Genomic DNA, 13,682 nt, shown 5'->3' on the forward strand with positions numbered 1-13,682 from the left:
TTCCTTCCTATCTCCCTATCTCCCTATTTCCTTCCTATCTCCCTATCTCCCTATTTCCTTCCTATCTCCCTATCTCCCTATTTCCTTCCTATCTCCCTATCTCCTATCTTTATTGAAAATTTTGTGTCTAATTCAGGTTTGTAATAGACAAAGGAGAAGTTGTGATAGACAATTAATAATTGACCCTCATAATAAATTGAACATGAAACCGATTATATTTAGCATGGGAATTGTTATGGTTTGTGGAGTATTTTTAATAATTTCCCTTATTTTTAATAACAATAAACCAGAAGCCATAGCGGAAGAAATAGGTACAAACAATGTTACACTAACTCAAAATGTGTCTTTAATCGCAGACGCTAGTCAACTTAAACCGAAAGGAAAAATGGATATAGATTTATCAACCGCACAAACTTCTTCTACAGGCTTAAAGTCTATTGAAACCGTAGCAGGAGATGGAGTTAATCCCCAAAGAGGACAAAAAGTAACAGTACATTACACAGGTTACTTAGCAGAAGAAGGCTTTAAAAGAGGCAAAAAATTTGATAGTTCACTTGATCGCAATCAACCTTTTACCTTTACTATTGGTGTAGGGCAAGTTATAAAAGGATGGGATGAAGGAGTAGCTAGTATGAGTGTAGGTTCTAAAACTACTTTGATCATTCCACCAGATTTAGGTTATGGTGCTAGGGGTGCAGGTGGTGCAATTCCTCCTAACGCTACTTTAATTTTTGACGTGGAATTGTTAGGAATTCAATAATCTGAAAATATCGCCTTCTTCCCTGAAGTTTTGAGAAAAAAAGTCCCCATAATTGGGGATTTATAGGCAAATTTATCCTATGAATGCAAACAAAAAGAAAGAGCAAAATTGGGATTATTGGTTTTTACTACCTCTTTATCCTTATCAACAACGCCCCACTTTAAGACAAGAAGTAATTAAAGATACTGTTTGGACTTTTGATCAACCTCATGGTTTATTATATGCTGTTGTGCCTATTCGCATGACTATCATTAAATTAGCCAAGGGAGGCTTATTAGTCTATTGTCCTGTAGCACCTACGAAAGAATGCGTTAATCTAGTACGAGAATTAGAAAATTGTCACGGAAAAGTTAAGTATATTATTCACTCTACCAGCTCAGGGTTAGAGCATAAAATTTTTGTTGGCCCTTTTGCTCATTTTTTCCCCACTGCCGAAGTCTGGAGTGCGCCTAGTCAATGGAGTTTTCCTCTTAATTTACCTTTAACATGGCTTGGTTTTCCTTCTCAACGCACAAAATTTTTACCTTTAGATTATCGTGAATCTCCTTTTGCTGATGAGTTTCAATATCACATTTTAGACATCGATTTAACTAAAGGTTCGTTTGTAGAAGTCGCTTTATTACATAAAGAAACTAAAACTTTATTAGTTACCGATGCGGTGGTGAAAATTCCCCAACATCCCCCCGAAATTTTACAGTTAAATCCCTTTCCTTTGCTTTTTCATGGTAGAGAAACAGCTTTAGATAATCTGGAAAATACTGCGGAAAATCGTCTCAAGGGTTGGCAAAGAATTTGTTTATTTGCTCTTTATTTTCGCCCTAGCATGATTGAAATAACTACCATTAAACAGTTAATTCAAGAAGCTATTAACGCACCTAATCGCTCTTTTAGTAACTATTTTGGCTTATATCCTTTTCGTTGGCAAAAAAATTGGCAAACATCTTTTCAAGCTATCGCTAATCGAGAAATACCATTAGTTGCACCGATACTTGAAACATTAATTTTACCTCAAGCGCCAAAAGAAGTAATTAATTGGGCAATCATAATTTCTACATGGGATTTTAATCAGATTATCCCCGCTCATTTTTCCTCACCGATAAAAGCGACACCAACACAATTTCGTCAAGCATTTTCTTTCTTAGAAAACAACCCTTTTTCTCCCTATAATTTATATCCTAGTGGGAATGATCAAATTTATCAAAAAGATAGTAAGTTTATCAAACAATTAGAAGCAATTTTAATTAAATTAAAAATAGCAAAACCACCCAAAAAATTATAAATTACTTTCTTCTTATAGCATCTTGATATTTTAGGCTTTTCTACAGTGGTTATGACAAATTCAGATAAAAGAAACATTATCAAGTTGGCACTATAACGATTATAAGAATTAACAATTAAATTGGTTCTAAATTTATATTTTCCCTAATACCTGATACTTGACACCTGATACTTGACACCTGATACTTTTTAAAAGAATAATTTATCACAAACAGAAGTAATAAAGTCATATTTTTTATTAATTTTTATTACTGATCAACTATTCAAATTGGACAAGTTCTGATAAACTATTACTAGTAACTCAATCTCATTCCAATTGTTACAAAACAAGGAAAACTTTTGTCCATTGAGTAAAAAAGTGAGGATTACACTAGAAGTAGTAACTTTACTCAAAAGATAATACCCATTATAACTAGGAAGAATTATTGATGCCCAAAATCGGCGTAATTTACAACGATATAAAACCTATTGCTTGTCAAGTGGCAGAAGACTTACAAAAGCAATTAGAAAGTCAAGGTTATCAAGTTTATTTAGCTACTGGTTATGCTGGTATTTTAGGATACTCTTATCCTCATCGCCCTGTGTGTCATAGTCCTATCGAACAAATTGCACCCCCCGGATTTGATAAAGACATGAGTTTTGCCATCGTCTTAGGGGGTGATGGTACAGTTTTATCCGCTTCTCGACAAGTTGCACCTCACAATATCCCTCTTTTAACGGTTAATACAGGACACTTAGGATTTTTGACCGAAATTTACCTAAATCAACTTTCTACGGCATTAGAGCAAGTTTTGAGGAGCAAATACGAAATAGAAACACGCTCGATGATGAAAGTTACGGTTATTCGTGAAGATATTGCTTTATGGGAAGCTCTATGCTTGAATGAAGTTGTAGTTCATAGAGAGCCACTAACAAGTATGTGTCATTTTGAAATTGCCATTGGCAGACATTCCCCCGTCGATATTGCGGCAGATGGGGTTATTATTTCCACTCCTACAGGCTCAACTGCTTATTCTTTAAGTGCTGGAGGGCCTGTTGTAACCCCTGACGTACCAGTATTTCAACTTGCCCCCATTTGCCCCCATTCTCTGGCTTCTCGTGCTTTAGTATTCTCTGATAAAGAACTTGTAACCATTTTCCCCGCTACTCCTAATCAAATGGTAATGGTAGTTGATGGTAATGCTGGTTGTTATATACTACCGGATGATCAAGTTCGTATTGTGCGATCGCCTTATGATGTTAAGTTTATTCGTTTACAATCTCCTGAATTTTTCCGTATTCTCAGAGAAAAACTAGGTTGGGGTTTACCTCATATAGCTAAACCAACATCGGTAGAATTACCTTAAAAAATTTATTTGACAACAATTAAGTTGAGTACTTGTGTTAAAGTTGTGGTAAGATTTTCCATGCTATAATTGCGCAAACAATGTTCCCTTGCTAAATTACCTTTACTTTCGGCTTGAAGATAATCAGCGAAAATAAGATTAATTTGTTGAGAAATAGCTTCAGGAGAGGAGGGAGGAATTAAATACCCTGTATCTTCTATAATACGAGGAATTTCGCCTACTTTTGTCGCAATAATCGGTTTTGCCATAGCCATTCCTTCAATTAATTCTAAAGGAAATTTAGCAATATTAGTTAAATCGTCTCTCGGTGTTACCATAATAATATGACTCATAGCGATAAATTCTGGCATATCATCGAAGGCTTGAGGTGGAATTTTGATGATCCAACGTCCCCATTTATCCGTTAAAGTATGAATATAAGCAGATTGATTTTGATTTCCTCCTACTAATACCAATTTTATGTCTTGTTGATTTAAAGTATCTAAGGCGGTAAGTATATCTTCTAATCCTTGATCTGGTTTTGGTGTACCCGTAAACATTAATAGTTTATAATCTGATAAGTCGTATTTTGCCCTAATAGCGATAGGATCAAAATTACTAGGATTAAATAAATCTGTATCTTTGACATTAGGAAGATAAGTTCCACCATAACGATATTCTAAAAATTTACTGCTAAGGGTGATACCGTTTACTTTATCTATGAGTTTTTCTAACCATTTAATATATAAAGGATTTTGCGGTTTTTTTAACTCACTATGGTTACTAAAAATATCGCTAATTAAATTTCCTTGATATTGCCAATTATCTCCGCCAAAATTTGCCATTTCCCAATCATCAATATCTAAAATTATTGGTTTTTTACTGCGCCATGCTTTAACTAATCCCATAGCAAAACTACTTAATTGAGGTTTAATTATATATAATATATCTCCATCAATTTCTGTCATAAAATTTAAAGCTGTTGTTATAAAACTAGGTAAATTCACACCGTGAAAGTAAGTAATAGGTAATGAATAAGGAGGTTCAGGGTATATCTGTTCTCCATACAAAAAACCGAAAATATTTACCTGATAACCCAGTTTTTGTAAACCTTGAGCGACAATGTAACCTCTAGTGTTACCTTGAGATGATAAATCGGGAATGATGACAGATATTTTGGTTTTATTAGCCATAAAAGAAGGTTTAATTGTATTATATTATTATTGATAGTTAAGAGAATAAAATAGTAAATTATCAGGAATATAATTTAAAGAAATTTTATCATTAATTAAGGAAAAGATTACTATGGAGGAGAAAAATAATCAATAAAAGCTGATAAACTATTTATCTAATGTATGGTACTTTGATCATATCTGAAATCATCAAAATTAGTACTCTGAAAATAGGAGATGTTTTAGAGATTTTGTAAAAAATACTTTTTTTCTGTTAACCTTGTCGTTACTTAATTTATACTAGAAAGATAATCCTCTTTGATATTTTAAAAATATACTTTTACCAAATTATGAACTCTACAGATTCCATAATAAGTTTTTCTAACCGTGTTTGGGTAAAATTAAATTCTTTATCTTCTTTATGTCAAAATAATTTTCTTAATAATCTTTATTCAATAATTCTATCCTCAGAATCTCAGGAAAAAATTTCTACGATATATAAACATGATTCAGTAATAATTATAAATTTTACCGATAGCGAAGACTTAAAAATATTAACAGTTTTATTAAAATCAGAAAGACAAGAATTAATTATCAAAATAATAGATTTAGTTAATTCAAAAGATATTAAAGATTATCATTTAAAAATGGAGAATAATCAAAAATTTATTTTTGAAAATATAAATATTGTTAAAGAAATTAACCTAATAGAAATTAATAGTTTATTTAGTAATGAATATCTATTTAAACCACAAGATTTAAGTTTAAATGATGATGATTTTTGGTGTTATTTTCCTTTAGAAGATTCTTTGAATAATTCTATATTATTATCTAATCAACAATATAAAATAATTAATGATGAAAATCTTTTACCAAAATTTATAATTGGTAACTATGGCACGGGAAAAACTAAAACTGCTATTTATTCAGCTATAAAAAAAGGTAATATCTTAAGGGAAAATTGTCAAGAAAAAATACTCTATCTTGCGGAAAATAAATTCTTAGCAAAAGATGCTAAAAAAATTAGTAATAGTATAACTTTACATGATAATATTAATTTTTATCACTATTTGTTATTAATTCAAACTATTATTGAAAAATATCCTCTTATCTTCACGCAAAAATTTTTAGCACAAAGACAAATAACTTTACATAAATTTACTGAGCAATTTTTCAAAATCAAAAAAATATTTATAGTAAAAGCTGAAGATTTATGGCAAGAAATTAGATATATTATTAAAGGCTCAATAAAAGCAATTAAAAGTAATAGTGGATTAATCTCTTTACCAGAATATTTAGCTATAAAAAATCAAAGTTTTTTACCTAAAAATACTGATTTTGAATCAATTTATAATTTAGCAACTCAGTATCAAGAATGGCTAAAACTACAAAATTACTGGGATGATTTAGATTTAACTCGGTATCTTTTAAATAAGTTACCTGATAATTATCAAGGAGAATATGAGTCTATTTATATTGATGGAATTGATAAATTTACAGAATTACAAATACAATTTTCTCTTAAATTATTAAAAATTAATCAAGAAGAAAATTATCTTCCTCAAATATTTTTAGTCGGAAATAATCAAATCAGTTTTAATCAAAATAATATTACTTGGAATAGAGTTAAGAAGATTTTAGTTGAATCTTATCATAAATTACCAGCATGGAGAATTATTAGAGAATTAATCGAACAGACAGAATTAAATTATAATTTTAATTATACTGATAATATCACTAATTTGGGCGTTATTGTTGCTAATTTGTCAGGGAAAAATATTCATCATTATTCTTGGATAAAATCCCAATATAAAATTTTAGTTATTGCAGATATTAGCACAAATTTTTTACCATCAAAATCTAATATTAGTATTAATAGTGCCATAGTAGTTTTTGATGAAGAAGAAAGAAATAAATTGACAGCAATGTTTCCTGAAGATAGCGAAAGAATTTTACATTTTGATAATATTAATGATTTAGAATTTGAAGAAGTTTTAATCTGGAAAATGTTTACAAAAATTTCTATGTTAAAAGAACATAATTCTCTTGATGATGAATCTTCTGATAAACTAAAGTATAATTACCTTTATTCCTGTACTAATTTAGCGAAGAAAAAGTTATTTTTTTATGATCAAAATATTGATGAAATTTGGAGTTTACCTAATATAAGTAATTTAATTGAGTGGGGATATGAAACGGAATTAGAATCATTATTTGAGAATAAATATTTAGAAGCAGAAATCTCATTAATTACGGAAAATTATCTTCACAAAGGTAGCGATAAATCTTATCAAATAGCTAGTCAAATATATCATCGTTATGATAACATAATTGGTGCGGCCAAAGTTGAGGCTTTATTAGAAGAAGAGCAAGGAAATTGGGGTAAAGCAGGAGATATTTGGAATAAATTAGGTATTTTTGATGAAGCAATTAATTGTTGGAATGAAGTAGATAAAAAACTTTGGTTAGCAAAATGGGCAGTAATAGATTCTGAAGAATGGCAAAAAAAAGGACTTTATTTTGAAAGGGAAAATGATTATAAATTAGCTAAATTTTGTTATGAAAAAGCTAAAGATTTTGAAGGTAAATTAAGATGTTTAGAAAGAGATAATCAATGGGAGTTAGCTGGAGATGAATGTGGAGAAAAAAACTTAGTTTTACAAAGAGATAAATATTATGAATTAGCAGATAAATATTATCGCCAACATCAACAAATTTCTGCCGCTATTAAAATGTGGACAAAATTAGAAAAATGGGATAAAGTGGCTTTAATTTGGGAAGAGTCGCAACAGTGGGAAAAAGCTGGTAATTGTTGGCAAAAACAAGGAGATGTGGAAAAAGCAGCTTTGTGTTGGCAAAAAGCAGAAAAATGGGCTTCTGCACAAAAATGCTGGGAAGAGTTAGGTAATTGGCAAGAATTGGCGTTATCTTATGAATCTGAGGAAAATTGGGATTTAGCGGCTCAAACATGGCTAAAAATAGCTGAAATTGAGAAGGCTGCTTTATGTTATCAAAAAGCAAATCAATGGCATCAGGCAGAAAAATTATGGTTAGAGTTGGGTTATTGGGGTTTTGTCGCTATTTCATTACAACAACAAAATAAATGGCAATCTGCTGCTTGCGCATGGAGTAAAACCAATCCCAATGAATTAGAAGCCTTGTGTTACGAACAATGTCAAGAGTGGGAAAAAGCTGAAAAATGTTGGCTAGAGGCGAAAAATTGGGCTAGGATTATCTTAGCTTGTGAAAAACAAGGAAAATGGCAAGAAGCCGCTGAAAGTTGGGAAAATTTAGGAGAATGGCATAAGGCTGGATTAGCTTGGGAAAAAATTGGTGAAACAGAAAAAGCCGCTTTTTGTTATGAAGAAGGAGAATGTTGGCATTTAGCCGAAAAATGTTGGCGTGAGTTACAAAAAAGTGATTTTCTCGCTAAAACCTTAGAAAAACAAGAAAAATGGCAAGAAGCCGCTCAAATATGGGAAAAATTAACACTATGGGAAAAAGCTGGTAATTGTTGGCATAATTACGGTGACATTGAGAAAGCAGCCTTATGTTATGAAGAAGGAAAACATTGGCGATTAGCTGAAGATTGTTGGCAAAAGTTAAAAAACTGGGAAAAAGTGGAGAATGCTTGTAAACAACAGGGAACATGGCAAAAAGCGGCTTATGATTGGTTACAGGCAAATCAATTAGAAAAAGCAGCTCTTTGTTATGAAAACTGTCAAGATTGGGAAAAAGCTGCTAAATATTGGGAAAAATCCCAGAATTGGGAAAAATTTTCTCATGTGTGTGAACAACTACAAGCATGGGAGTTAGCTGCATCTTCTTATTTAAGAGTTAATCAAACAGAAAAAGCTGCTATTTGTTATGAAAAAGCAGAAAAATGGAGTAATGCGGAGGAATGTTGGCGAAAATTATGGAAATGGGAAAAATTAGCGATGGTTTGTGAATATCAAGAAAAATGGGAAGATGCTGGTAAAGCATGGTTATTAAATAATGAAATTGACAAAGCCGCTATTTGTTATGAAAAATGTCAAGATTGGGAGAAAGCAGAAGAATGTTGGCGAAAAACTGCCAATTGGGAAAAATTAGCTACTATTTGTGAATATCAAGAAAAATGGGAAGAAGCGGCGCAACTTTGGCAATATCTCGAAAAGTGGGAAAAAGCCGCTTTAGTATGTATCAAAATGAATGACTTTGAAACGGCAGTTAAATATTATGAAAAAGGCGGATATCTTCCACAGGCGGAAGAATGTCGTCAAAAAATATCTAATTAATTTTAAGTGATGATTTTTTGTTTAATGATTATATTTTATACTCTAATATATAATTATCAGGGGCATCTTTAGGATTTTTTATTTTAATAAATGATGTCGTTTTACACAAACTATAAATAGCGGAGTTACAATAATATTTAGGGATAAAATAGTTAGTCAAAATATTGTTAACTTCTAAATATAAATCTTGAATTTTCATAATAGACTTATCTTTGATAATACTAACAATAGTTTGTTTTAAAATACCTAAATCTGGAGCAAATTTGACTATTTTAAAATTCACAAATAAATTACAATTATTCAATATTTGATAATCTCTCATTAATTGATTTAATTTAGGTAAAGTAACAGTTTTAAACTCTATAATTAATTCTCCAGCTAAAGCATCTTTAGCCAATTTATGATAAGTTTTTAAGTACTGTAAATCTTCAATTGTTGGTTTATAATGTTTATATTTATCAGATAGAGGTTTAAACAAATCATTATATAAATCAAAGGCTTTTGTACCTTTTTTACCCACTCCTGCACTTCTAATAAAAATCAATTTTTTACAAAGATTATTCTTAATGGCAAATTCTGACACTTCCATTAAAGTGCAAAAAGATTTTCCATTTCTATTATTACTCCAAATAATTCCTATTTTTTCTTTTAAATTTGGACATTCATAGGTAAAACTTTTAGTATTAGTTACTCCTGATAAAAATTTAGAATTGATGTTTTCAACACTTAAACAACTCAAACAATATTTAAGCATTTCGATATATTCTTCATCACTAAATTGAATTAAACTTTTAATTCTTTCCTGATTTTCTGTAAATGTTTTCTTCCATATATCTAAAAATTTAGGTTTAATAGGTTTTACTTTGTCTCTATCTTTTTCTGTTGTATCAACTTTTTTTTTACTAAGATTTTCTATATATTTTTGAAATTCTCCTCCTCCTAAATTTAAAGCCTCTCGAAGATTTATGCGATCGCCCGGTGCATTATCGATTAATATTTGTTTATGAAGAGGTGCAATGTCTGAATCTAGTTTTAAATTACATTGAAGGTGAAGAGGTTTAAGTCTATTTATCCATAATTTTTCACCTTCTTCTATAGTAATATCTTCCAAAGTAATTGTCTGATTAATCCTTGCTAATTCAGATTGAATCATCGTTTTTTTGAAAGTTTGCCAATTGTCTCTTACTGCACTAATAATAATCAAAAAATTGACTAAACGCTCATTATGAAAAGTGGTGTTAAAGTTAAAAACACTAGAAAAAGCCCTTTCAATTTGATCAAAACAAAGGATAATAGGTTTAGTAGCATCAGCGATTCTGCCAAAATTATTTAAAATTCCCCTAGCAAATTTTTCACTATCAATGGATTTATTAACTCCTAAAATACCTAAATCTTCTTCGTCTAAATCTTCCCCAGCTAACCACTCACAAGCTAAATCATAATTATCTGTAGCTAACTCATATAAAATACCAAAAAACTTTTTATTCTCAAAAATACCAGCAGGATAACTTTTCTTTAAATGGCTAATAAATGCCTTTTTTTCTCCTAATATTTTCTGCCATAAATTCTGATTTTCAAATACTGGTAAACCTTTTAACCATAATCTTAATTGAGAGTTGGTTTCTCCTTCAGGAATTTGCATTAAACTGGCGATGGTATATTGTAAAGTATGTCGCCAAAAATAATTATAATCTTCAATTGGTTGAATATAAACAAAAAAAGCCTCATCATTTAATTGCTTTTTTAAACGCCCTAATAAATTACTTTTACCACATCCAGCGTCACCAATTAATAATAAAGTTTTAGTTAAATGTAAAACATCTTTTTTAAGTAATTTTAGTTGTTTTTCTGTTTGAATAATAGCATCTTGATGAATAGAGTTTACATCTTCTGTTACTGGTTTTTCATACCAAAAGTTTCCAAAAGTTATATCATCAAAAGGATTAATAATAACTTCTTTTTTTTCTAGTAAATCTCTGAAAAATGTTTCTAAAGTTGACATAATTTTATATCGATTAATTAATAAATATTAGGGTGATTATTTGACAATTAAATAAAATATTGGTCCTCCTATTTTTTGAGGAATACCAGCATTATACTCTTCTGAGTTATATTGTGAGCCATCAACTAAACGACTCATAGATAACTTATTTTGTTTTTGTAAACTATATAAAATAGTATCTAATTCTTGCCTATTTAAAATTGATTGATATTTATTTCTTACATAAAATATAGGTAAATAATTATCAGTATTAAACTCTAAATCTAATTGTATAATAGTTTCTAAAACTTCCTCTATTGATGGCTTATTTTTCTCTTTAATTTCTTCTGATTCAGATATGATAATATCAGGGCTTTCTAAAAATTTATCACTTTTAAATAATAGGATATTTTTATTAGTATAACAATGTCTAATAAAAGTCAAATAATTGTTTAATAACTTTTTTGACAAATTAATATTACCTAAACCTTTACATAAAAACTCTTGAGCTAAAAATAATTTTCCATTACTTGTTAAACTTATAAAAATAATTTGTTTTTCTTTAATTTCGATTAATTCTTTTTTTACTAAATCAGCAATTAATTGATCTCGTTTAGAAGCAGGATTTAACTTAATATCACTAGGTTTGATACTGGTTTTAAGACAAGAGTTTAAAATAATTAATTCTAAGTTATTCTGTTTATCTAAAAAGGCTTTATTTTTTAAAAGTTTTTTACCATTACTATTAATTTTTATTTGTAAAATCTTTTCTTCAACGTCAATATAACCACGATTAAATAATTGCTCACATAAATTTCTAACAACACTAACTTTCGTTTTATCATTAGGTTTTATCTCTCCAATTTTTCCTCGATAATCTGTTTTATCTAACAGTTTTAATAATATTTTAAATTCTTGAATATCCATGTTTTTAGCTTTAATAAGTTTCCTGACAAAAAAATACACCTCAAAATTGATATTACTATCTATTTATCAGTGTCAAAGGATCATTTTATGCAAGTAGTCTAACAAAAATTAAAAGAAAACATTAATTGTCTCCATACAATCTATAACTTATAGTGTTACTATTTACACCCATGCGTGAAAAATTGCTCTATCTTTACGCCATTTTACCAATTCAGCTTTTTTGAAACCTGCCGTTAACAACCATGATTTGACTAAAGCAATATTTGGGCCTGTCCAGTTTGTAACATCTTTGCTTAATTCATTACTAGGATAAAACCGCATTAAAGGTTGTGGAAATAGACTAAAAAATAAACTAATATGAGTTTCTAAAACTAGCAATTCTTTTGTGACACTTCTTACTTTTTCTAAGGCATATAAAGGATATTTCATATGATATAAAACTCCTAAAAAAAACACCACATCAAAAGTACCAATTTCATCAGAATTTAAGTCTAAAACATCAATATTATAGTCTTCAACTTGAGAATTTAAAATTTTTCTTGCTAATTCAAAACCTTGTTTTCCTGCACCAAAATCACGCCAAAAATTATGATCTAAACCGTATAATTCCTGTTGTTGCCAGATAAAAGAATCTGTGGCTAAAACTCTTTTTGCTCCTCTTTTTTCTGCTGAAAATGAATAAAATCCATCCCATGCACCAACGTCTAAAACACTCTTATTAGTTAAATCTTCAGGAATACCTCCTAAAATCCACCGTTGAAATTTATTACAAAATTTTCCCTCTTTTCCTTGTTTTGTAATGACATCTGAACCAAAATTAAAATAATGATGCCAATACTTGACTTTTGCAACTTCTTGTGCTAAATCTTCGGAACTTAATTCACTTAAATTAATCATAATTTTAGGTCTAATTGTTAATAAATAGAAAGATTAATAAAAAATTAATACTTAATTATCCCATAGATAGATATACTGTTATATTAATTCTTAATTGTTAATTTTTATGTCTTCTTCTCAGTGGCTACGATTACTCAAAAATGTCGGGGTTTGGCAGGGATCATTTACACAATTTTCTTCCCATGGTACTTTAATCAAAAATACTCCCACATTGGTCAATTTAGAAGGTTTAAACGACAATAAAACCATTAAATTAACTGTTAATCGTCTTGATAGTAACGAGCCTCCTCATGTTAATGAATTAACCTATCTCAATCGTAATATTTTCCTCTTTGAAGAAGGACATTTTGCTAAAGGCTCTCAACAGTTTAGCCCTTTTTCTGTGTTTGGAGCAGAATTTGGCTTTTTTGTGGATGACCGACGTTTACGCATGGTACAGTTATTTAACAAAGAAAGTAATTTAGAACAAGTTACCTTAATTCGTGAATTTCGGGCTAATGGTTCTGGTGTAGAGCGATCGCCACTTACCGTACAACAATTAGAAGGACAGTGGCAAGGAGAAGCTATAACCTTGTATCCTGATTGGCGAGAACCAAGAAATTATAACACTAATTTAACCATAAAAATAGAAGGAGATAATTTAATTCAAACCTTAAAAACCCCCGAATTAAACTTTACTTCTGAGGGAAAAATTGACCATAATACCATTACTTTTTCAGGAAATAGACTAATATTATTACCCGATGGTGCATCTTCTACCACACCATTAAAAATAGAAAATAGACAATCTTTTTTCCTTGAATGTTCATGGTTAGTCGAACCTTACAAAAGATTACGTTTAATTCGACAATATGATGATAAAGGGGTTTGGATTAACGTTACTCTAGTTACAGAAACGAAAATTAATCTCTAATTAGGTGTGATGAAAAAGTATGAGTAATGAGGGCAGGTATCAGGTTTCAGGCATCAGGTATTAGCTTCTCAGAAAAATAGGGAGGAAGCAGGGATTTTCTCTGTTATATTCTGTCTAAACCTTTGATTCCTATAGCTTTTTTATTCCTAATA

Annotated in this window: 9 protein-coding genes; 5 read left to right on the forward strand and 4 right to left on the reverse strand. The window is 29.9% G+C overall.

Going from position 1 to position 13,682, the window contains the following annotated elements; all coding sequences use genetic code 11:
- Positions 1–202: 202 nt before the first annotated feature.
- From ACEW8E_RS11650 to ACEW8E_RS11660, 3 genes are all read left to right on the forward strand, one after another.
- Positions 203–760 (forward strand): FKBP-type peptidyl-prolyl cis-trans isomerase, encoded by a 558-nt coding sequence (locus ACEW8E_RS11650; RefSeq protein ID WP_373480513.1) that lies wholly within the window; start codon positions 203–205, stop codon positions 758–760.
- A gap of 79 nt (positions 761–839) precedes the next feature.
- A complete protein-coding gene (locus ACEW8E_RS11655) occupies positions 840–2,039 on the forward strand; it encodes a DUF4336 domain-containing protein (protein ID WP_373480514.1) in 1,200 nt (399 codons plus the stop codon).
- A 427-nt stretch (positions 2,040–2,466) separates the two neighbouring features.
- Positions 2,467–3,384, forward strand: a complete 918-nt coding sequence (locus ACEW8E_RS11660; protein WP_373480515.1) for an NAD(+) kinase — start codon at positions 2,467–2,469, stop codon at positions 3,382–3,384.
- Positions 3,385–3,389: 5 nt separating this feature from the next.
- Here the strand turns inward: ACEW8E_RS11660 and ACEW8E_RS11665 are convergent, their stop codons facing one another.
- Positions 3,390–4,556: a glycosyltransferase gene (locus ACEW8E_RS11665; protein WP_373480516.1), complete on the reverse strand. Its 1,167-nt coding sequence runs from the start codon at positions 4,554–4,556 to the stop codon at positions 3,390–3,392.
- A 329-nt stretch (positions 4,557–4,885) separates the two neighbouring features.
- On the opposite strand from ACEW8E_RS11665, the gene ACEW8E_RS11670 reads away from it, so the two are divergent.
- Complete coding sequence (locus tag ACEW8E_RS11670) at positions 4,886–8,812, forward strand: hypothetical protein (RefSeq protein WP_373480517.1); 3,927 nt, start codon at positions 4,886–4,888, stop codon at positions 8,810–8,812.
- A 28-nt stretch (positions 8,813–8,840) separates the two neighbouring features.
- On the opposite strand, the gene ACEW8E_RS11675 is transcribed toward ACEW8E_RS11670, so the two are convergent.
- From ACEW8E_RS11675 to ACEW8E_RS11685, 3 genes are all read right to left on the reverse strand, one after another.
- Positions 8,841–10,814, reverse strand: coding sequence for a hypothetical protein (locus ACEW8E_RS11675; RefSeq protein ID WP_373480518.1), 1,974 nt, complete (start codon positions 10,812–10,814; stop codon positions 8,841–8,843).
- A 36-nt stretch (positions 10,815–10,850) separates the two neighbouring features.
- Positions 10,851–11,720, reverse strand: coding sequence for a hypothetical protein (locus tag ACEW8E_RS11680; protein ID WP_373480519.1), 870 nt, complete (start codon positions 11,718–11,720; stop codon positions 10,851–10,853).
- 162 nt (positions 11,721–11,882) lie between these two features.
- Positions 11,883–12,617 carry a DUF1698 domain-containing protein gene (locus ACEW8E_RS11685; RefSeq protein ID WP_373480520.1) on the reverse strand — a complete coding sequence of 245 codons (735 nt, stop codon included), beginning with the start codon at positions 12,615–12,617 and terminating at the stop codon, positions 11,883–11,885.
- 106 nt (positions 12,618–12,723) lie between these two features.
- On the opposite strand from ACEW8E_RS11685, the gene ACEW8E_RS11690 reads away from it, so the two are divergent.
- Positions 12,724–13,530 carry a DUF3598 family protein gene (locus ACEW8E_RS11690; RefSeq protein ID WP_373480521.1) on the forward strand — a complete coding sequence of 269 codons (807 nt, stop codon included), beginning with the start codon at positions 12,724–12,726 and terminating at the stop codon, positions 13,528–13,530.
- Positions 13,531–13,682: the final 152 nt, after the last annotated feature.

It is taken from the genome of Geminocystis sp. (assembly GCF_041753295.1).
Taxonomy (GTDB): Bacteria; Cyanobacteriota; Cyanobacteriia; order Cyanobacteriales; family Cyanobacteriaceae; genus Geminocystis.